The organism is Cognaticolwellia mytili (genome assembly GCF_002104475.1).
Lineage (GTDB): Bacteria > Pseudomonadota > Gammaproteobacteria > Enterobacterales > Alteromonadaceae > Cognaticolwellia > Cognaticolwellia mytili.
The window spans coordinates 498,165-519,283 of the sequence record NZ_NBOF01000001.1 but is presented as its reverse complement, the minus strand read 5'-3'; the positions used below and the strand labels follow the sequence as shown (position 1 = coordinate 519,283).

At 36.8% G+C, this 21,119-nt stretch carries 26 protein-coding genes; 19 read left to right on the top strand and 7 right to left on the bottom strand.

From position 1 onward, the window contains the following. The first annotated feature begins 15 nt into the window (after positions 1–15). The 5 genes from B7C41_RS02185 (at position 16) to B7C41_RS20635 (ending at position 1,795) form a co-directional block, all read left to right on the top strand. Positions 16–318: a YciI family protein gene (locus tag B7C41_RS02185; RefSeq protein ID WP_085297112.1), complete on the top strand. Its 303-nt coding sequence runs from the start codon at positions 16–18 to the stop codon at positions 316–318. A gap of 40 nt (positions 319–358) precedes the next feature. Beyond that, positions 359–763 (top strand): lysozyme inhibitor LprI family protein, encoded by a 405-nt coding sequence (locus tag B7C41_RS02180; protein WP_143764264.1) that lies wholly within the window; start codon positions 359–361, stop codon positions 761–763. A gap of 126 nt (positions 764–889) precedes the next feature. After that, positions 890–1,381: a kelch repeat-containing protein gene (locus tag B7C41_RS20640; protein ID WP_407919549.1), complete on the top strand. Its 492-nt coding sequence runs from the start codon at positions 890–892 to the stop codon at positions 1,379–1,381. A 24-nt stretch (positions 1,382–1,405) separates the two neighbouring features. Then, on the top strand, positions 1,406–1,528 hold the full coding sequence (locus B7C41_RS02170) for a Kelch repeat-containing protein (protein ID WP_085297110.1): 123 nt from the start codon (positions 1,406–1,408) through the stop codon (positions 1,526–1,528). Positions 1,529–1,555: 27 nt separating this feature from the next. Next, positions 1,556–1,795, top strand: coding sequence for a Kelch repeat-containing protein (locus B7C41_RS20635; RefSeq protein WP_143764299.1), 240 nt, complete (start codon positions 1,556–1,558; stop codon positions 1,793–1,795). Between the two features lie 15 nt (positions 1,796–1,810). Here B7C41_RS20635 and B7C41_RS02165 read toward each other — a convergent pair whose 3' ends face one another. Both B7C41_RS02165 and B7C41_RS02160 read right to left on the bottom strand, forming a co-directional pair. Continuing rightward, positions 1,811–2,626, bottom strand: a complete 816-nt coding sequence (locus B7C41_RS02165) for a lipoprotein intramolecular transacylase Lit (RefSeq protein WP_085297109.1) — start codon at positions 2,624–2,626, stop codon at positions 1,811–1,813. Positions 2,627–3,147: 521 nt separating this feature from the next. Then, entirely contained in the window at positions 3,148–3,339 is a 192-nt protein-coding gene (locus B7C41_RS02160) for a hypothetical protein (RefSeq protein WP_085297108.1), read from the bottom strand. A 140-nt stretch (positions 3,340–3,479) separates the two neighbouring features. Here B7C41_RS02160 and B7C41_RS02155 point away from each other — a divergent pair, with 140 nt between their 5' ends. Together B7C41_RS02155 and B7C41_RS02150 are read left to right on the top strand one after the other, a co-directional pair. Beyond that, the gene (locus B7C41_RS02155) at positions 3,480–3,935 is read left to right on the top strand and encodes a hypothetical protein (protein ID WP_085297107.1); all 456 of its coding nucleotides are present in this window, start codon (positions 3,480–3,482) and stop codon (positions 3,933–3,935) included. A gap of 97 nt (positions 3,936–4,032) precedes the next feature. Beyond that, positions 4,033–4,521 carry a YchJ family protein gene (locus tag B7C41_RS02150; RefSeq protein WP_085297106.1) on the top strand — a complete coding sequence of 163 codons (489 nt, stop codon included), beginning with the start codon at positions 4,033–4,035 and terminating at the stop codon, positions 4,519–4,521. Between the two features lie 66 nt (positions 4,522–4,587). Here B7C41_RS02150 and B7C41_RS02145 read toward each other — a convergent pair whose 3' ends face one another. The 3 genes from B7C41_RS02145 to B7C41_RS02135 form a co-directional block, all read right to left on the bottom strand. Then, the gene (locus B7C41_RS02145) at positions 4,588–5,121 is read right to left on the bottom strand and encodes a VC2046/SO_2500 family protein (protein ID WP_235839581.1); all 534 of its coding nucleotides are present in this window, start codon (positions 5,119–5,121) and stop codon (positions 4,588–4,590) included. A gap of 123 nt (positions 5,122–5,244) precedes the next feature. Further along, positions 5,245–6,501, bottom strand: coding sequence for an ATP-binding protein (locus tag B7C41_RS02140; protein ID WP_235839580.1), 1,257 nt, complete (start codon positions 6,499–6,501; stop codon positions 5,245–5,247). Between the two features lie 112 nt (positions 6,502–6,613). Further along, positions 6,614–7,330 (bottom strand): response regulator, encoded by a 717-nt coding sequence (locus tag B7C41_RS02135; RefSeq protein ID WP_085297103.1) that lies wholly within the window; start codon positions 7,328–7,330, stop codon positions 6,614–6,616. A gap of 413 nt (positions 7,331–7,743) precedes the next feature. On the opposite strand from B7C41_RS02135, the gene B7C41_RS02130 reads away from it, so the two are divergent. From B7C41_RS02130 to rlmA, 3 genes are all read left to right on the top strand, one after another. Then, positions 7,744–8,997 (top strand): MFS transporter, encoded by a 1,254-nt coding sequence (locus tag B7C41_RS02130; protein ID WP_085297102.1) that lies wholly within the window; start codon positions 7,744–7,746, stop codon positions 8,995–8,997. Positions 8,998–9,408: 411 nt separating this feature from the next. Then, positions 9,409–10,218: an exodeoxyribonuclease III gene (gene xthA / locus B7C41_RS02125; protein ID WP_085297101.1), complete on the top strand. Its 810-nt coding sequence runs from the start codon at positions 9,409–9,411 to the stop codon at positions 10,216–10,218. A gap of 108 nt (positions 10,219–10,326) precedes the next feature. Beyond that, positions 10,327–11,148: a 23S rRNA (guanine(745)-N(1))-methyltransferase gene (gene rlmA, locus B7C41_RS02120; protein WP_211279477.1), complete on the top strand. Its 822-nt coding sequence runs from the start codon at positions 10,327–10,329 to the stop codon at positions 11,146–11,148. A 20-nt stretch (positions 11,149–11,168) separates the two neighbouring features. Here the strand turns inward: rlmA and yfbV are convergent, their stop codons facing one another. After that, a complete protein-coding gene (yfbV, locus tag B7C41_RS02115) occupies positions 11,169–11,594 on the bottom strand; it encodes a terminus macrodomain insulation protein YfbV (RefSeq protein ID WP_085297100.1) in 426 nt (141 codons plus the stop codon). 170 nt (positions 11,595–11,764) lie between these two features. Between yfbV and B7C41_RS02110 the strand changes: the two genes are divergently transcribed. The 7 genes from B7C41_RS02110 to B7C41_RS02080 all read left to right on the top strand — a co-directional run bounded on the left by B7C41_RS02110 (position 11,765) and on the right by B7C41_RS02080 (position 18,476). Then, positions 11,765–12,967 (top strand): acetate kinase, encoded by a 1,203-nt coding sequence (locus B7C41_RS02110; protein WP_085297099.1) that lies wholly within the window; start codon positions 11,765–11,767, stop codon positions 12,965–12,967. A 2-nt stretch (positions 12,968–12,969) separates the two neighbouring features. After that, entirely contained in the window at positions 12,970–15,078 is a 2,109-nt protein-coding gene (gene pta / locus B7C41_RS02105) for a phosphate acetyltransferase (RefSeq protein ID WP_085297098.1), read from the top strand. A gap of 466 nt (positions 15,079–15,544) precedes the next feature. Further along, positions 15,545–15,925: an ACT domain-containing protein gene (locus B7C41_RS02100; protein WP_085297097.1), complete on the top strand. Its 381-nt coding sequence runs from the start codon at positions 15,545–15,547 to the stop codon at positions 15,923–15,925. 13 nt (positions 15,926–15,938) lie between these two features. Next, entirely contained in the window at positions 15,939–16,283 is a 345-nt protein-coding gene (locus tag B7C41_RS02095) for an ArsC family reductase (protein ID WP_085297096.1), read from the top strand. Positions 16,284–16,316: 33 nt separating this feature from the next. After that, complete coding sequence (gene dapE / locus B7C41_RS02090) at positions 16,317–17,465, top strand: succinyl-diaminopimelate desuccinylase (RefSeq protein WP_085297095.1); 1,149 nt, start codon at positions 16,317–16,319, stop codon at positions 17,463–17,465. Positions 17,466–17,475: 10 nt separating this feature from the next. Continuing rightward, a complete protein-coding gene (locus tag B7C41_RS02085; protein ID WP_085297094.1) occupies positions 17,476–18,159 on the top strand; it encodes a M15 family metallopeptidase in 684 nt (227 codons plus the stop codon). An 86-nt stretch (positions 18,160–18,245) separates the two neighbouring features. Then, positions 18,246–18,476 carry a hypothetical protein gene (locus tag B7C41_RS02080; protein WP_085297093.1) on the top strand — a complete coding sequence of 77 codons (231 nt, stop codon included), beginning with the start codon at positions 18,246–18,248 and terminating at the stop codon, positions 18,474–18,476. 59 nt (positions 18,477–18,535) lie between these two features. Here B7C41_RS02080 and bamC read toward each other — a convergent pair whose 3' ends face one another. Further along, positions 18,536–19,621, bottom strand: a complete 1,086-nt coding sequence (gene bamC, locus B7C41_RS02075; RefSeq protein WP_085297092.1) for an outer membrane protein assembly factor BamC — start codon at positions 19,619–19,621, stop codon at positions 18,536–18,538. Between the two features lie 369 nt (positions 19,622–19,990). Here bamC and B7C41_RS02070 point away from each other — a divergent pair, with 369 nt between their 5' ends. Together B7C41_RS02070 and bcp are read left to right on the top strand one after the other, a co-directional pair. Further along, on the top strand, positions 19,991–20,518 hold the full coding sequence (locus tag B7C41_RS02070) for a glycine cleavage system protein R (protein WP_085297091.1): 528 nt from the start codon (positions 19,991–19,993) through the stop codon (positions 20,516–20,518). 94 nt (positions 20,519–20,612) lie between these two features. Continuing rightward, positions 20,613–21,083, top strand: coding sequence for a thioredoxin-dependent thiol peroxidase (gene bcp, locus B7C41_RS02065; protein WP_085297090.1), 471 nt, complete (start codon positions 20,613–20,615; stop codon positions 21,081–21,083). The last annotated feature ends 36 nt before the right edge of the window (positions 21,084–21,119 follow it).

The window sequence follows — 21,119 nt, the reverse complement described above, 5'->3', positions numbered from 1 at the left end:
AATATTGGAATTAAAATGCTTTATCTTGTTTATAGTGAAGATGTAGAAAATAGCTTAGCCCTTCGATTAAGTGTGCGTGAAAACCATTTAGCTCGATTAAAAGATCTGCAAGCACAAGGGCGTTTAATTGTTGCTGGCCCTTGCCCTGCTATTGATAGCGAAAACCCAGGTGACGCTGGATTTACTGGCTCGCTTATTATCGCCGAATTTGATAGTTTAACTGATGCAAAAAATTGGGCTGACCAAGATCCATATATTGCAGCAGGTGTTTATAAAAACGTTACTGTTAAACCCTATAAAAAAGTACTTCCGGCATAAGTTTCGGTATTCACTTTTCCATAAGAACTCATGGCTAGCAATGATTAAAAAAACTCATATAAAATATTTTTTACCGCTATCTTTGATGCTATCTAGCCCTGTTTTGGCTAAGAACACCATCGAAATGTGCGAAATGAACATGACAACGACAGCAGATATATCACAATGTTTAGACGGTATCAAAGCGAAGAAAGATCGTGAACTACAAACTTGGGTAAATAATCAATCATTTATCTTACAAGAGCTATCCGCTGATACTGGTAGGCATGCTGCACTTAATATGTTTAAACGTTCGCAACGCAACTTTATTAGTTATCGCGAAAATAACTGTCGTTGGCAATACTTAGCTGTTTCACCAGGTACTGGCGCTGCTGCAGCCTTTAAAAAGTGCTTTATCATGCTGACCCAAGACCGTATTGACGAGCTAGCTAGCCTAAGTAAATAATTTTTTGTTATTAAGGCATTTTACAATGATAAGTGCCTTAGCATTTAATTAACCTAATAAATAGCTTCATAATTTAACGGAATAAATTAATGTCAGTGCATAAAAATAATCTCTTAATCTCTTTTTATCCTGGTTACGCTTACCCTTTCAGGTTGTGCAACTCAGCCTGTCGCTGGTACTAACTCTTTTTCCTTAAAAACAGCGCGCTATGGTCATGCTGCGGTCAACGACGGTAATAAAATATATGTTATTGCCGGCTCTAATAAAGCTAACTTTCTTTCAGGCATCGAAATTATTGCCCCTAAAACCAAAGAAATTCAGGTCCTAGCAGATAAGATTATTCCAAGACGCTACTTTTCTGCAGTCTGGGATGGTCATCACTCCATATATATCATTGGTGGCATTAGTCTTCAAAATAAGCAGTATAAATACGAAGATCGAGTGGAAATATTTAATACTCAAACACATGAAGTAACTTTGGGAAAAAACATCCCCGTGTCAGCAAGAATAAATACAGCCGTTTTTTCAAATAAGAGGATATTCGTTTTAGGTGGCGCCCACCCTAAAAATAGAAAGTTAACCGCAACATCTTTGATTGCTATGTTAGACATAAAGTAGAATAAATGGATACGAACAGCTGATATGCCAACAGCTAAAACAACTAAAGCGGTTGTTAGAAACGGTTTAATTTATGTTGTTGGCGGCTACGATAGAAGCTCTTCGCTTAATGTCTTTGAACGCTTTGACCCAAAAACTAACCACTAGCAATCTCTTGCGCCACTTCCTGTTAACATTAGTGCTCATTCCGTTAGCCTAGTACACAATAAGTTATTAGTTTTTGGTGACTATACTAATTTAAGCTCAGTTTACGCCTATGACTTCAACACTGAGCAATGGCAAAAGCTTAATGTAAACTATAAAGCTAGTCGCCATAATGCAACCACAACAGTAAGTGACATGACCTACGTTATCGGCAGAAATATTGGTGGTAGTGGCCCATATCTCGATTATATCCAGCAATTCAAACTATAGAGGCTGCTTATAGCATTAACTACGTTGAAAGCGGGTAACTATGGCATCAATTCCAGCAGCTAATAACAAGGCTATAATCAAAAGTTGTCCAGCAATTGCTGAAAATATGTCAGGTGCTTTCATAATAGTTGCCATCAATGAATCTTTATAATAAAAAAACCATTGATGATCAGCAGGAAAAATTACGGTATGCAAATAATAAAACAGCGATGTAAACCCCCACAGGGATAAAACAATAACAGTAACTAGACACAATAATAACACCGCAATCAGCTTGTGTTTTCCTGTCGGTAATGTCGTCACTAAAGCAATCACTAGACCAAATTTCGATGGTTCACCTTTAGCCAATTTAGTGTTCGAAATATCGCTTTTGCGATTGACATAAGAATAACTCAATAGTTGCTTACGGGTATAAATTGCTAATAAAAACAATAGCAGTAATAAGTTACTCAACCATAGCTGGCTCACTTTATCTAGCAAGTTGGCCACGTCTTGCAAATGCACTACTTCGCTATCCGTTAATAAGCGGCGTATGTGTCCCGCTGAATTTAGATAACTAATACGATCAAGCCCCTCCCCTTGTCGGTGGATAGCTTGAACAATATCAGAAAACTTTTCTTGATGTAAACGAGCGTTTTCGACAGGAAAATCACGCTTACCATAAGTATTCTTGACAACATTTTTTTTGATCGTGGCATCAATTTGTAAGTTTTGGTACCAAAAACCATAAAAAAAATTGACCGATTTGCTTAACTGCCAACTTACTCCTAACGAAAAAGTAAGGAGTGAAAGTGCAAATAGCAACCAAAGTAACTGCTTTATTATTTTCATAAATAAATTCAATTCCAACACATTAATCAGTAGTACTCATATTCAATTAGTATATATAAGATGGTTTATTATTAATGTTTAACTGCTGCTCCAGAATCGCTGTATCGAATTCAGAATTGGCTAATGTCGCTGATATACCATCTTCAATATAACAACAGAGTCCCATATATTGATGACAACTGTAATGCTTTCATCGGCGAAAAATTATTTCCAATCAATAAAATTGTATCTCGTTATTTTATAATTGATCAACAGAGATTTAGTGTGGATTTACTACCATCGACATGATTTGTCATTATTAATCCACAATAAGCAACAATATGGTTACTATTGCTCTTCGCATACGTTTTTTGTAATAGATTAATTTTAATACTAGCTAAGCAGAATTAGCAAGGTCAGGTTGCCCAAAACAAGTGAAACTCTAATGCTACTAGCGTTAAAGTTGCATTCTCTAAGCGTTTTAGAATAGCAGCCATACTGAAACTAACATTATAGAGATGAGTATATACGGAGGTAATTGACTACTTATTTATTGTTTCCATTTGTATAACATTGTTCAACATATTTACTTCTTCATTAATATCGGCAAGCGCATACCTCAACCTCGTTAATGTTTCATGTGAACAACGATCACTTAAAACTATTGACTGAATATCATCCAATGAATTTTTCGCCTCAGTCACACTTATATTAATAGCCCCTTTCGGCTTCATTTACTCAAACTCCATTTTAATTAAGTAATTTTACAATATAGACCATGAAATTTTGATTACAAAAAATATTTCACATAATGCTTGAAATAACACCATAACCGATATACTGTACATCTATACAGTATATCGAGATAAATACTATGATCAACATTAACAAAGTAAATTTAAAACCAAATAACAAAAACTTAGTTGAATTTCTATGGGAAAAGCCACCTTTATCTGTTAATAAAAAACAGTGGTGTAATATTATTAACGTGGAAGATTCACTGGATTTATCTAAAGAATATCAAAATATTTGTCAAAACCATTACACCGACAACAAATGGATTTTGATGATTAATCCCGAAAATGAATCTTTAGATCAGCTTGCAGACATGGGTAAAATTGACCCAGCGAAAATATTGAAAGTGAATGCTAATAAAGTAAGTGTTAATTTTGAGCACATAAAAAAAGCATTATTGAAAGGTAATTGCTCCGCGTTAATTTTATCGAACGCACAATTTAACCAAGCTGAATTAAATGAACTTTCAAGCTGTGCAGCTTTAGGGAAAACACAATGTATTTTGCTGCAACAAGTCACTGAGAAAATGCATTAATTGTGCCTATTATACTTATAGACGAATCGGTATAAAATTTAAAAAGCTATCGTGGGCTGTGATAGACTCACCTTTTCATATTTTATAAGGTGTCTACATGCTATGTCCATGTGGCTCAGAGCAAGCGTTTAATCAATGCTGCGAAAAAATAATTACTGGAAATAGTAATGCCAATTCCCCAGAGCAACTTATGCGTTCTCGTTATTCCGCCTATGCAACAAATCAAGCAGAATATATTTTTCATACTTATGCGGATATCAGTAGAAAAACTCAAACTATTGACGACATTGCACAATGGGCTAATGAAACCAAATGGTTGAAACTCGTTATTCATCATGCCAGTAATTTTCAACACGACTTATTAGAAAATAATAGTGCTCAAGTAGGATTTTCTGCATATTATTCTCACCAAGATCAAATTTTCCACATGCGAGAAAACTCCAACTTTATTATGGAGCATAACCAGTGGCGTTACTTAGATGGTGACGTTTCAGAGAGTTCTACAATTGATAAGCCTACGCGCAATCAACACTGTTTTTGCGGTAGTACGAGGAAATTCAAGCAATGTTGTGCAAAAGCTTTTTAGTAAAAATTTCGTTGAATGACCGCTTTAGAGCGGATAGCAGTATTAGCTATAAGGAAAGTATTGATATTAAGCGTACGCTTCCATTAGCGGTGCTTTAACAATAGTTGTTTGTACTGCACTTAGCCAAGCATTAACATTAAAGTCAGCTCTAGGCGCTTTTTTCTCTAGTGTTTGTTCATTGTACTTTTGTTGACAATATAAACTGGTATTAGTCAGTACTTGCTGATCAATATGCTTTACATTATCGCGAAATGCCAATGCTTTAGGGTTAAGCGTGTTGGTTAAACGCAAATGTTCTAACTGTTGCTTTTCAATCAATTCTGCTTGGTTAAATGATGCTAATTCTGCAACATCATTTAATGCTAAAGGCGCTTCATCAGGGAGTTGAAACTCTTTTCTAAGTTGTTCCGTTGAAGTATTTTTTTCGGCAACTTGCGAAAGTGGTAATTTAAATTGGCTATGAGCTCTAACGTCATCTGTTAGCATGGCTAGCATAAGTGAGAAATCAGAACGACGCTGATTATGAACACTTTCATTAAGCTGTTCGCCTAATTGAAGTTCATGTATCAGAATGTCATTTGATAATACGTCTAAAGCCAAAATTTTCTACTTATTTACCACTAGTGTAATAAGTATCGGCATAAAATTATTATTCTTTAGTAAAAAAACTAAAATAAAGTGAGTTTATCTAGACTTTACAATGGTCTGGCTAATTTTTAATCGCTAGACCATCACATGCTTCATTGGCCAAGAAAGAATAAAGCATGAACCACCATTTTCACAGTCAACCACAGAAGCACTACCGCCGTGCCATGCCATGATTCTACATACAATGGCTAAACCTAAACCAAAGCCACCTGTCTCACGGTTTCTTGAAGCATCACCACGAGAGAAGGCATCAAATATCGTACATTTAAAGTCATCACAAACACCGTCACCGTTATCAGACACTCGAATTTGACAATGATCTTCACTTTTAACAATAGCGATATCTATTTCGCCATTGCCGTATTTGATCGCATTAGAAATATAATTATTTAGCGCTCGGCTGATAAAGTGCCGGTCAACATCAACCTTACACTCGCCGATGGTATTATTAATACTAATTTTTTGTTCAAATTGTTGATAATTATTAACTTGATGCTGCACTATTTCAACAAGGGATTCTTGCGAAAAATTAAGCTCTGGCTTGTCATTATCAAAACTAGCGTAAATAAGCATTTCACTGATTAACTGTTCTAATTCACAAATATCTTGGCTGATAGCATTACAATATTTTGCTTGCTTTGTTTTATCGTCAGTACACGCTAGCATTTGTAAAGCAAATTTAGAGCGTGCTAATGGTGTTCTCAGTTCATGCGCGACTGCGGTAGATAATTCTTTATGTGCATCAATTAAACGCTTAATTCGGCCGGCCATTGAATTAAAAGCAGTAAACATTGGTGCTGTCATGTTTGACCTAGCCTTTGGCGCAACGACATCAAAACTATCTTTACCAAACTCAACCGCACTTTTTCTAAGTAAATCTAAATCTCGAGACAGAGGACGTAGCCAAAAGAATAGTAAACATGCCAAACTTGCTAATAAAACAACGCGAACCAAGGCCTCAGCTCTTGGTCGAGTTGGCATTTTTACAGGTCCGAGTACAATAACGGCAGAAGCGCTTTCAATACGATGATGAATGTTTACATTATCTTCATCATAATAAATATGAGTATTTTCTTCACTAATAACATCATGATTGCGATGACTTACCTTATTTACTTCCTGCTCCGACATTAACTCTAGTGGCATTTGCCATTGTTCAGCAGCACCTGCAATAATTTCTTCCCATTCATCATTCGGATGCTTTTCTAAATAGTTAGAAAGCGCAAACAACATACTTTTATAACCAGTATATGATTCGATATCTTGTTCAAGATAAGAGCTCCAAACTTCATCAAGCATCCAAGAGAATACGATAAAGATGGATATTATCAAAAAGTATAAACTAAAAAAGGAACGTCCGAGTTTCATCAAAAAGCCTAGAGAATAAAATTAAAAGCTGACGAGTAGCACTTACCAACCGCCAATTTAAAAGGAAAGCTAAGAGTTAATTCCACGCATCAGGGACAAATAAGTAACCTTGGCCCCAAATTGTTTTAATACGAAATGGAGTCTCATTACTGTCATGAAGCTTTTTACGAAGTCGAGAGATACGCACATCAACACTTCTATCCATACCATCATACTCACGACCGACAACGGCTTTATAGATATAATCACGATTTTGTACTTCACCAGCTCTGCTAGCAAGCAACCAAAGTAAATCAAATTCTTGGCTAGTTAGATCAATATTTTCGCCATGTAAAGTAACTTGCCTTGAACCACGACTAATATGTAATTCACCACACTCAATTTCAGCATTTTCTTTACCGTCGGTAGGTAACTGACCTCGACGTAATAATGCATTGACTCTAGCGAGTAATACACGCGGTTCAACTGGTTTAATAACGTAATCATCAGCACCAATTTCCAAACCTAATACTTGATCAAAGTCAGTGCCTTTTGCTGTTAGCATTAAGATTGGGCCTTTAAATGCAGGACGTAAATCTTTACATACTGCAAAGCCATCTTTGCCTGGCAACATAATATCTAGAATAATTAAGTCAGGTGTAAACTTTTCAACACGCTTTTCGACAGTATCACCTCTAAACTCTTGTTTAACGTGATAACCCTCACTTTCTAAAAATTCAGAGACTAAATCCGACAACTGACGGTCGTCCTCTACGAGTAAAACCTTCTTAACTGATGATTTACTATCTGACATAATTTGCTCCTACATTATTACACTGTTACTACAGCTATTTCATGGCTCTGCTCACAATATGACTGCGATGACATCACATCAATAACAACATCCATCAAATGTATAATTTGCTTTGATGTTTGTTAGCTTAAAATGTTTATTGTTAATTAACAACGCCATGTACAAGGTGTTACCTCAATAGTACAACTTATTACCCACAAATTACACTTAATTACATACAAGCTAACAAACTGAGTTTTATTGTGTTTTTAAAACTTACAAAGAAAAAATTCGCATAAAACTATGAATAAACTCATACATATATAAAGCAAAAACTTTACATAACTATAAGAATAACTCATGATATATGCTTGTGATTTAAATCAAATTAAGAAATGTAACCCCAGCTCGCTAGGGTATAAGTTATCGACAACATGAGCTTTTCAACTATCAATAACAAAAACACGCCCAAAAAAACAAAAGGTAATGAATCAAAAGCTAAGCAGGCTTTATTTGCCGTTATGCTTGTTGTGCTATTTAGTAGCGCAGGTATTGCCTTGCCCTACCCAGTGTTAGCCCCCATATTTCTTAATGAAGTTAATGCCTTAACAACTTTCGCCAATATACCGAGTAAATTATTATTGGGAATCATATTAGCAATTTTTCCTTTAGGGGTTATTTTAGGTAGTTCGTTTATTGGCGCAGCCTCCGGGCTTTATGGCAGAAAGAAAACATTAGTCATCACCCTAGTATTAACTGCTGTTAGTTATGTATTATCAGCTTTTGCGGTATTAGCTGAAAATTTTTTGTTATTTACGTTAGCCAGATTTATTACTGGTATTTTTTCTGGCAATATCAGCATTGCCAAGGCTGTAGCAGTAGATTTGTCACCAACACTCGACAAAACCTACACCTTCAACTTAGTTAACGCCACGGGCTATTTGGGCTGGCTATTAGGGCCACTAGCAGGTGGATTACTCGCGATTTACGGCCTTGATGTTATATTCTATCTTGCAGCATTTGCCATTGTTGTCGCACTTATTTGTGTTGCCAAATTACTACAACCCGACAAGTTGAAAAACTCAACGCCGACACTAAAATTTTCAACGTTGTTTGCTAGCCAGAACTCTTTTGCTCTATTAGCTAATAAAGACATTAGACATATCTTTCTTATCTATTTACTGGCCACTTTAGGCTTAAATGCCTATTACGAATTTTATCCTGTGTGGCTAGTCGAAAAATTTGATTTTTCTAGTTTATCTATCGGCTACATTACGGTTGTTTTGACACTGTTTATGACCATGACTAGCGTGTTTTTTGTCAAACAGTTAAAGTTTATATTCGGTTTGAAAAAAGGGGCAATTTCCGGCATGTTATTAATGGCGTTGCTCTTTGCGCTACACCCAATATTATCAGTGAACAGCGTTTGGCCTATTTATGCGCTAACGGGAATTGCTATTGCCATTTTCAACGGCTTATTACCGGTTTATATTTCAGAGCAATATGCAGATATAGAACAAGGACAGTTAATGGGGTTAATCACCACCACTTTTAGCTTAGCCAACGTTATTATTGCGCTAGTTGGTAGTTTATTAGCACTGATAGCTGCGCACTGGGCGATTATTTTTGGCGCTATATTACTTATTATCGCTGCAATTGATTTTCACTTCAGCCAAAAAGAGCATTAGTTTACGGCTGCTATAGAAAATTAGCCAATAAGCCATTTTCTTTCTAGCCACAAAAACGTTAAAGACAGTAATAATATTAACTACGAATAGCGTTTTTTATCTCTTGGTATTGAGCCATTGCCGTTGTTTTTATAGCAGAAAAAGTGTTAAAGCTACTATTTCTTATGCTAAGTCATTGATAATACCACCTCTATATCGACTTTCAATTTCACACTTATTCATTCCCAAATAACCTGAAGATGAAGGCCTAGAAAAGAAATTCAGCGCTGCAGCACTAGATAAAGAAACGACCATAACCTTCTTATTGTGCCTTGCGCTGACTTTCTAGCTTAGCCTTGAAACTGCATCTTCAAGTGGCTTGGGTATATAACTTCTGTTAGCATTAGCGCAAAATAATTATTGAGTTAGCACATGAAAATCATCTCTTTTAATATTAACGGCCTACGTGCCCGCTTACACCAGCTTCAAGCCATTATTGATAAACATGAACCTGACATTATTGGCCTGCAAGAAATAAAGGTTCATGATGATGCATTTCCACTAGCTGACGTGGAAGCAATGGGCTATCACGTCTGTTTTCATGGGCAAAAAGCACATTACGGTGTGGCTATGCTGTGTAAAAATCCTGCTGATGTGGTGATTAAAGGTTTTCCAACCGATGATGATGAAGCGCAAAAGCGCATGGTGATGGTACAAACCACAGACGAAAATGGTGATAAAGTTACCGTGCTTAATGGTTACTTCCCACAAGGCGATAATATTAACCATGAGACTAAATACCCTTATAAACGCCAGTTTTATAAAGACTTAATGCAATACTTAAATGAAAACCATACGCCTGACGAAAACGTTGTTGTCATGGGTGATATCAATATTTCTCCAACAGAATTAGATATAGGCATTGGCGAGTCAAACCGTAAGCGCTGGTTAAAAACGGGCAAATGTAGTTTCCAGCCAGAGGAGCGTGAATGGTTAGCAACATTAATGGATTGGGGTTTTAAAGATACTTTTAGAGAGTTACACCCAACACGCGAAGAAAGGTATTCATGGTTTGATTATCGCTCACGTGGTTTTGATGATAATCGTGGTTTACGTATTGATGTTGTACTAGCAACAAAGAGCTTTGCTAGTCGTTGTATCGAGTCAGATATCGACTATGAACTAAGAGGCATAGAAAAGCCGTCTGATCATGCACCAATATGGTCAACGTTTAAGTCTTAAACATAAATAACTACTAACTTTAGTTACGCTTAAGCTTAATTGGGACTTGTGCCCTTTTAAGCTTAAACAGCTAACAATCTTTGAATTCAACTAACATTACTGATAACTATGACTGCTCTGCACTACACATGCCCACTTTGCAATTTGTCACTTGTTGCCCAAGAAAAACTATACCGCTGTGAAAACAACCATAGTTTTGATCTCGCCAAAGAAAATTATCTCAACTTATTACCAGTGCAATTTAAGCATTCTAAAAACCCTGGTGATAATAAAGCGATGGTAAATGCCAGACGCGAGTTCTTAGAAAAAGGTTACTATCAGCCTTTAGTGGATAAAATTGTTGCACTCTATAAATCAACAATGATTGATAGTGATTTGCCAAGTACCATATTAGATGCGGGGTGTGGCGAAGGTTATTATACTCACCAACACAGTTGTGCTAAAAATACCGTGTACGGTGTTGATATTGCCAAAGAAGCGATTAAAAAAGCAGGAAAGAAATATAAAGAATGTCATTTCAGTGTTGCAACATTGTCAAAGTTGCCTTTTGCTGAACAGCAATTTTCTTGGATATACTCGGTGTATGCGCCAATTTTAGAAAACGAGTTTACTCGAGTTCTGGCTAAAGATGGATATTTACTAACAGTTACACCAGCTAAGCAACATTTAATGCAATTGAAACAGTGCATTTATAATGACGCTAAAGAACATGATGAAGAAAAATTACCTATTGAACACTTAACCTTAGTACATCAAGAAAGTGTTTCTTATGCTATGAACTTGCAAAGTGGTGAAGACACCTTAAACCTGTTATCGATGACGCCATTTGCATTTAAAGCCAGTGAAGCCGTAAAAGCAACACTCGCTAAAACGAATGACTTTACTTGTCAGGCAGATTTTTTGATCAGGCTTTATCAAAAGCCAAGGTAATAGATTTAAAACGTTTAGTGTCAGTTGTGATTATTTTGAAAAGTTAAATTTAGTAAGCTCGCTAAATCTAAATAACGTGGTCTTTGCGTTGATAGTTTTACCTCACCACCACTTTGATTAACTTTAGCAACACTTTCTTTGTACCAACTCGCTAGCGCCGGAGGCAAAAACTTATCTGCCTTTACGCCCATAAACATCAACGCTTGTAGCGGAAAACTTAAGATACAAAGGCTATACAATAGTGCTTGCGGTAAAACGGTCATTGAGCCTAAGTACAATTGAATTACAAAGCAGAACGCGGCTAATCCTGGCATAACTTGGCAAACCAAACGGCTCATTTTAACCGCTTGGTAGTCGACAAAATACTGATCCAATTCAGCTCGCACAGGCCATAAATGCATATACTTTCGACCAAGCTTAATAATTTCGAATACAGATAGTTTCATAGGCGACACACTACAACAAGGTTTAGTTAAAAGATAGCACAAACTTATGCCTAGCTAATTAAAATGAGCTGAGTTAATTACATTTTATTGCACAACATCAACACTTTTAGTAATTTATTAGATTATAATGAGTATCATTAAGATATTGTAAACACGGCGTTTTGTTAATTATGAAAAATAATTTTATTTTAGTTTTAAATTGTGGCAGTTCATCGCTGAAATTTTCTTTGATCAATCCTGAAAACGGTGAAACGTTACTATCAGGTTTAGCTGAACGATTGCTATCCGAACAAGCGATCATCAAAATTAAGCATAATGGTAAAAAAGAACAGCAATCAATTTCATCTCCTTTTGATCATCAAGCCGCTATTCAGTGTTTGGTTACTCACCTCAGTGAACATCAATTAATTGCTTGTATCTCTGCGATCGGACATCGTGTTGTCCATGGTGGCGAGACTTATTACCAGCCAACATTGATAAATACTGATGTTAAAGCCACTATTGAAAAGCTTGCTCGCTTAGCTCCTTTGCATAACCCTGCCAATTTAACTGGAATTTCAGCAGCTGAAGCCGCATTTCCGACATTACCACAAGTTGCTATTTTCGATACTGCATTTCATCAGGCCATGCCTGAAAAAGCCTTTATTTACGGCATTCCGTATAAATTATATAAAGAGCATGGCATTAGGCGTTATGGCTTTCATGGTACCAGTCACTACTTTGTTGCACAGCAAGCAGCAAAAATGCTACATAAACCTTTAGAGCAATGCAGTTTCATCAGTGCTCATTTGGGTAATGGCTGCAGTGTTGCTGCAATTAAAGACGGAAAAAGTGTTGATACCAGTTTAGGTATGACGCCGCTTGAAGGTGTTATGATGGGCACACGCAGCGGTGATGTTGATCCAGGTATTATTTTCCACTTAGTAAACCAACTTAATTACACGGTTGAAGAAGTTGATACCATGCTAAACAAACAAAGTGGGTTATTAGGTGTATCACAACTGAGCAATGACTGCCGTACGATCGAAACAGCCTATTTAGAAGATAACAACCCACAAGCCGCGCTTGCATTGGATGTATTTTGTTACCGTATAGCTAAGTCAATTGCTTCATTTACTGCCAGTTTAACACAATTAGACGGTATTATTTTTACCGGTGGCATTGGCGAAAACTCAGATATTATCCGTGAAAAGATTCTTTCACAATTAATTCTGCTGAACTTTAAAATCGATGTAGATGCTAATATTACCAATCGCTTTGGTAAGTCTGGCCGTATTACCCTTGAAGGCTCGCGCGCTGCTTTGGTGATTGCCACCAATGAAGAGTGGGTTATTGCCGAACAAACCTTTGAATTATTGAATCAGGAGCCCTAGTCATGGCACATCGTATCATGTTAATTCCCGCAGGCTTTGGTGTGGGATTAAGTAGTATTGCTTTAGGTCTAGTTCACGCTTGTCAGCAAAAAGGCATCAATGTTGGCCACTTTAAGCCTATTTCGCAGCCGGCTCGCAATGTTCGCTCACAAGCAGGAAAACTTGCCCACACGCCAACATCTGACTCTATAGCACTATCCTATGTTGAGCAGCAAATTGGCGATGGACATCATGACATTGTATTAGAGCAAATTGTTGAGAACTTTAATCTTATTGATAAAGCACATGATGTGGTTATTATCGAAGGTTTAATTCCAACAACACGGCAACCTTACGCCGGTCGTATCAACCGTGATGTAGCGCAAGCCTTATCAGCAGAAATTGTTTTAGTTGCCGCACAAGACAATGACTCGGTAGAAGAGTTTGAAGATCGCATAGAAATGAGCGCAGAAACATTTGGCGGCATTAAAAACCCTAAGTTAATCGGTTGTATCGTTAATAAAATTAATTCGCCTGATAAAGATGAGTTTGGTTTATTGCCTCGAGAAAATGAATTTAATCAAGAATTTGATTTAACACCTCTTATCAACTTGTCTATTTTTAAAAACAGACATTTCGATTTGCTTGGCACTGTGCCATGGGAAATGGATTTAATTGCTCCTCGTGTCTTAGATATAGCAAATTACTTAAATGCTGACATCATCAACAGTGGTGATATGGAGCATCGACGCATTCGCAGTATTAGTTTTTGTGCCCGAAGTGTTGGTAACTTAATGAGTCATTTACAACCAAGTCGTTTAATTGTAACTCCTGGGGATCGTACGGACATTATTATTGCTACTTGTTTGTCTGCACTCAATGGGACTAAGGTTTCGGCTTTAGTCTTAACTAATGGCTACGTACCAAACGACAATATACTGAGTCTTTGCCAACAAGCATTAGATGCTGGCCTTCCTGTGATCTCAGTGCCTTGGGATACTTGGCAAACCTCGCGCTATTTAATGAGTTTTAACCCTGAAATACCGCAAGATGATGTTCAACGCCAAGACAAAGTAAAAGAATATGTTGCTGATAACTTATCGAGCGATTGGCTGACATTATTGAGTAGCAAAGCAACAATTACTGACAAAATGTCGCCGCCAGCCTTCAGACATAAGTTGACCGAATTGGCCCGACAAGCTAACAAATTAATTGTTTTGCCTGAAGGCACCGATATTCGTACAATTAAAGCAGCAGCAATTTGTGTTGAACGTAACATTGCCCGCTGCCAGTTAATTGGGGAAAAAGAAACAATTTTGCGCATTGCAGAGCAACAAGGAATTAATTTGCCTGCAGGTTTGTTAATTACAGATCCTGATAATATTCGCGATAACTATGTAGCGCCTATGGTTGAACTTAGAAAAGCAAAAGGTTTAACAGAAGTTGTCGCCAAGCAAGAATTAAAAGATAACGTTGCTCTTGGTACGATGATGTTGCAACTAGGGCAAGTTGACGGCTTAGTTTCTGGAGCAGTAAATACTACTGCCAATACTATTCGTCCGGCTTTACAATTGATCAAAACTGCAGAGGGTAGCTCACTCGTTTCGTCTATTTTCTTTATGTTATTGCCGGATCAAGTACTGATATATGGTGATTGTGCGATTAACCCTGAACCAAATGCTGAACAACTCGCTGATATTGCCATTCAATCTGCTGATTCTGCCATTAAATTTGGTATCGAGCCTAAAGTTGCCATGATCAGTTATAGCACCGGAACCTCAGGTTTTGGTGCTGATGTTGAAAAAGTAGCCGCCGCAACGAAAATTGCACAAGCGAAAAGACCGGACTTGATTATTGACGGGCCATTACAATACGATGCGGCTATTATGGAAAATGTTGCACGTAAAAAAGCGCCTGATAGCCCTGTCGCTGGTCAAGCAAATGTCTTTGTATTTCCAGATCTTAATACAGGTAATACAACGTATAAAGCCGTTCAACGTTCAGCTGACTTGGTCAGTATTGGTCCTATGCTGCAAGGTATGCGTAAACCTGTTAATGATCTTTCTCGTGGCGCGCTAGTTGATGATATCGTTTACACCATCGCATTGACTGCAATTCAGTCACATATGTAATTGAAAGATCTAAAAGTGCGTATTAATGAAGATTTCTTTAAATGATAAAGAGATCTTCGGTTAGATTTAATGTCAAATATATATTTTTGTACATTATCTAATTATTACTGTCGAAAACTTAGGGTGGCACTTTTTAACCAATGTAAAAAACACTTTTAATACATTAACTTAAATAGTTAAACAATAGTTGCACACAATGATATCCACAGCTTATGTGGATATCATTTATTAACCACTAAATGACTTAACTCGCTACTATATCGCGCTATAACCGATATAAAGCTATAAATATACTTCTAATATAATCATATTGCAGCCAAGAGCATGTTATTACTGGTTTACCAGAATATTAATTAATATACTCTATATAAAACATCAGTTTTTATCATAACGTTAAGTGCTAGAGTTCCTTTCCTTTAAACGCTATAGTAGCGAAATCATCTATTAACAATAGGTAACTTTAATTATGAGTACTTTAACTCTACGCCGTTTAAGTGAAACATTTGCTATTCATAGTCTACAACGTGAAAGTTCAGTACCTGATGCAGTATTTAACGCGCCGATATTTTTCCTAGCAAAAACTTATGACGAAATATCAATTGTGCTACCTGAGCATATTGAAATAGACAGTGAAGAAGTTGAAAATGGTTGGCAAGCTTTTGAAGTGGTTGGCCCATTGGACTTCACTTTGACGGGTATTATGTCGAATATTTCAACCGTATTGGCAAATGAGAAAATAAGTATATTTGCTATTTCCACTTTTGATACTGACTATGTTTTAGTAAAATCTGATAAGTTTGAAGAAGCGAAAGCCGCCCTCATAAAAAATAATTACCAAGTAATTTAATTCTGGACACCTAATGACAATAATCTACGGCATCAACAACTGCGACACAGTTAAAAAAACACAAAAATGGTTAACTGCTAATAATGTTAACTACACATTCCATGATTTTAGAAAAGATGGTTTTTCAGACACCTTATTAACTCAATTCTTTGAGTTAATTGACTGGAATGATTTACTTAACAAGCGCAGTACTACTTTTAGAAATTTAGACGAAAGCATGAAAAATAATCTTACAAAAGAAACTGTATTCAAAGCTATGTTAGAGCAACCAACATTAATCAAACGCCCAGTACTAATCAAAGATGGCAAATTAACCGTTGGTTTTAAAGCTGATAATTACCAAGTAATATTTAATTAAACTTAACAAGACCTCGAGTATAAGATAGCAATAATGACAATTCATCCTGACCAAACTATCGCACTAACCGAAGCACTTATTAATCGCCCTTCAGTAACACCTGAAGATTGTGGTTGCCAAGAAATGATGGCTGAACGCCTAGTTAACCATGGTTTTAATAATGAGACTATGGTATTTGAAGACACCACCAATTTATGGGCACGGCGTGGTAAATCCGGGCCAGTGTTTTGTTTTGCCGGTCATACTGATGTAGTGCCAGCGGGTAATTTAGAATTATGGCAAACACCGCCTTTTCAAGCGACAATTAAAGATGGCATGCTTTATGGTCGTGGTGCTGCAGATATGAAAGGTAGTCTAGCTGCGATGATTATTGCCACCGAACGTTTTGTTACCGACTACCCTGATCATAATGGCTCGATTGCTTTTTTGATCACCAGTGATGAAGAAGGTCCCTTTATTAATGGTACCACCCGGGTGATCGACACCTTAGAAGCTCGTAATGAAAAGATAGACTATTGTATTGTTGGTGAACCTTCTAGTACTAAGCAACTCGGCGATGTAGTAAAAAATGGTCGACGTGGTTCAATTTCTGGCGAGCTTCGTATTCATGGTAAGCAAGGCCACGTTGCATATCCAGATCATGTCATTAACCCTATTCATAGCGCCATGCCGGTATTAGCAGAGCTAAGTCAGTTACATTGGGACGACGGTAATGACTATTTTCCACCAACAAGCTTTCAACTATCAAATATTCAATCAGGTACAGGTGCAACTAATGTCGTACCAGGTGATTTAACCGCATCGTTTAATTTGCGATATAGTACTGAATTAACTGCCCAAATGATTGTAAATAAGGTTGAAGCCTTGCTAACCCAACACCAACTTGATTATGACATTAGTTGGATTTTTAATGGCCAACCATTCATTACAGAGCCAGGGACATTAGTCGATTCAGTCACTAAAGCGATTGCAAAGTGTAGTGGTATTAAAACTCACTTATCAACGAGTGGCGGCACTTCTGATGGGCGCTTTATTGCACCTACAGGCGCGCAAGTTATTGAATTAGGCCCATGTAATGCAACCATTCATCAAGTAAACGAAAGTGTTTGCGTCAATCATTTGATCACCTTAACGGATGTTTATTATCAAACATTGGTCAATGTCTTAACGACTGATAGGTAATTGCAAAATAATGACAGAGCTTGAAAAAATATTAACCGGCCAAAGTCATCAGCATATCTATTGGCTCAGTGATAATGTTGGCATTCATCATGATATGCTGCGTGACTATAAATCAATGCAAGCTGCAGCAAAAGCAGAAAATATTGAGCTAAAAATTGCCAGTGGCTTTCGTGATTTCTCACGGCAATTAGCGATTTGGAACAATAAGTTCATTGGTAGAGCTACCGTAAAAGATCAGCAAGGTAACTCAGTGAGTTTATCAGCACTAAACGATAAAGAAAAAATCCACGCCATTATGTTGTTTTCAGCATTACCGGGAGCAAGTCGTCACCATTGGGGTTGCGACATTGATGTCTATGCGCCCAATTTATTAGCTATTGAGCAAACGTTACAGCTAGAGCCATGGGAGTATCAAGCAGCAGGTCCATTATATCCATTAGCACTTTGGCTAACAGAAAACGCAAATAAGTTTGGTTTCTACTTTCCCTATAATAAATTTCGTGGTGGTGTAGCTGCTGAGCCTTGGCATTTATCCTATCAACCTATCGCAAAGCAATATCAGCATCAGCACAGCGAAACATTGTTAGCCCACACAATTGCCAACAGTGACATCCAAGGTAAAATAGAACTATTACGCTCATTACCTAACCTTTATCAACGCTATATCTGCAATGTGGCAAGTTATCAAGCATAATACTTCTAAATTAGATCATTAGTTTGTTATTATTAAGCTTAGAATTAAGTGCTGTTTGCAAAGAAAGTAAAACGGAGAAGTGTTAGATGGGTAGTATATTAAACGAGAGTTGGGTGGCCCCAGCTATTATCATTATCGCGTTGGTCATATTGATTGGGAACTTAAGTACCTTTCAAAAAAGTGCAAAAACACCATTGCGTAAAAAAGGTTTAAATGACTTAAAAGAAACATTACCACGTTCAAATAAATCAGAGCCAAAAATGGCAAGCTTCTCTTCAAAATCTCAACAAATAAGTAAAACAAAAAACTCCGATTAACGGAGTTTTCAAAGTAAGTTACTAGCTACCGCATGTGCTATAAAGCACTGTAATTAGAACTAAAATACGTCTTTAAACGATAAACCAGGTCCAATTACATCGAATATATTTTCTAAAGTACTCTTAGGTAATGCGACGTTTTGAGCATCATAAATAGTAACTGATGATTTTTCGCCTAACGCTTCAAGCTTAAACTGGTATTTACCGTTAGGCAAATCGGCGACTGGTAAGTCGTCCCCCCAAATACTATCCCAAAGACTAGATTCTGGCTGAACATAATCAACAAAGTAAACTTTATCTGTTTCATTGAGATCTTCGATATTAAAGCCATGATCTTCAAAAAATAGCGGTAAATTAGACCATAATAAATCTGCACTAATTTCGACAATATATGTCGCTTCAGCTTTACTATTCTCACCTAAAGAAACGAACTGTTGATTGGCACGTAATAAACGATTTTCTTGCTGCTGCAAACGGTACTGATAATCAACTTGTGAAATGACTTCGTTGAGCATGTTCATCTCAGCACGTTGCTGATCAATTACATCTATTGTTTTACTACCGCCATCTTCATCTGTTTTTAAGTACTCAATCAACTCAACTTTTAACGCAGCACTACGACCATGGGATTTATCTTCAAGTGTAAAACGGAAACGAATGCTTTCTGACATAGATACCGCTTTAAAAGGCCAAGTACCTTCCTCAACTTCATTATGGTACCAATCTGATTCATAAACTCGCCCAAGCTTATCGATTCTTTTTAATGCTACATTGTCGGCAAGTAATTGTGCATTCAAAGCATCTACGATAAAGATCTTTAGATCATTATCTTCAAGCACTTGATCAAACCAAACTTTCGCTTGTGCAGAGCCATTTTCTACACGTGTGGAGGCCGCAACTGGCAACACTAGAGAAGGAGCTCGAACATCAACATCTGCACCAACAGGGCCAGCTTTATTAATTTTATCAGTAATAGCAAAAGTTTTTGCCCGAAATGGTTGTTCTAACCCAGCGGGTATTGCTAATGCTTTTGCTTCTTTTTGATTTGCGTACTCAAAATCGCCTACTGCTTGCTTATTATTAATAGTACCGCAACTTGCTACTGCAACACTTAATAATGAAAAATAAAATATCTTGCGATTCATTAACACTCCCGAGGATACAAACCTGAATCTTATAAATGTAATTTTGCTTTTGGTTATTTTTGATTAACACTACTAAATAGCATTATATTACTGACAATTTTTATTCACTAAAAAACGTTATAAAAACTGCCAAAAAATCGATAACGCCAAATTTGATTACTTAAGCTTGACTAAGTTCCCTAAAATTTGGCTCATTAGGAAAAACAACAGCGACAACACCAAATTAATTAGCGCCCCATGGTACTTGCCTGAAAATATAAACACAAGATACACGAGCCTTTTTATCAAAAAAAATCAAAGTAATTAGTGGGTTTTTAAATAATGAATATACGTTACAATAATGCCTCTGCATGGAAACTAGGTTTGTAAATGAGTGAGTATTTAGTATTAACAGCGATGGGACCGGACCGCACAGGAAGTGTTAGTGAATTAACCAAACTTGCCAGTGAATGCGGCTGTAACATTGTTGATAGTAGAATGGCAATTTTTGGCTTGGAGTTTACGCTAATCATGCTACTTAACGGTTCGAATAAAGCTATTTACCAGTTGGAAAGTAAACTGCCTATTGTCGCTCATGAACTTGAATTAATCACCATGATGAAAAGAACCTCTGGTTATCACGAGCGTGACTTTGTCCATCATTACCAGGCTAATTATGCCGGAATAGATCAGCCAGGTATATTAAAGGCCGTAACCGCTTTCTTTGCTACCCGTAATATTGATATATCGTCATTAAAGTCTGAAATTGATCAAGAAACTAATCATATGAGCGCAGCAGTGTTAATCGCTTTACGTGAAAACACGAGTATAACGCAATTAGAAGCTGACTTTGTCGAGTTATGTGAGCAGTTTGATGTGCAAGGTTGTCTTAAAAGCGTGCAATCGAATTTATTTTAGTCTGAAATTGTGTAATAAAAATCTAGCTGACGTCGAAGCTAAGCTACTGTAATAATTATAGTAAAATTTAAAATAATAATAAGGGAAATATCGTATGTTAGAAATAGGTAAACCAACACCACAATTCACCTTACAAGATCAAAACGGTGTTGTAGTTGCACTCGACTCATTTAAAGGAAAAAAGGTTCTCATCTACTTTTATCCACGAGCTTCTACCCCAGGCTGCACCGTACAAGCTTGTGCACTAAGAGATACAAAATCAGAACTCGATGCATTGAATGTGGTTGTGCTAGGTATAAGCCCTGATACACCAAAAAAGTTAACTAACTTTATCAATAAGCAAGAGCTAAATTTCACCCTATTATCAGATGAAGATCACGCGACTTGTGAAGCTTATAATGTTTGGCAACTTAAAAAGTTCATGGGCCGTGAAAATATGGGAGTGGTAAGAACATCATTTCTTATTGATGAAAATGGTAATTTGGCTCATATTTTTAATAAATTTAAAACTAAAGACCATCATCAAGTAGTTCTAGATGTATTAAATGACCAGAACTCTGAGTAAACTACACTTATTCAATATTTTATTTTCACCTATTCT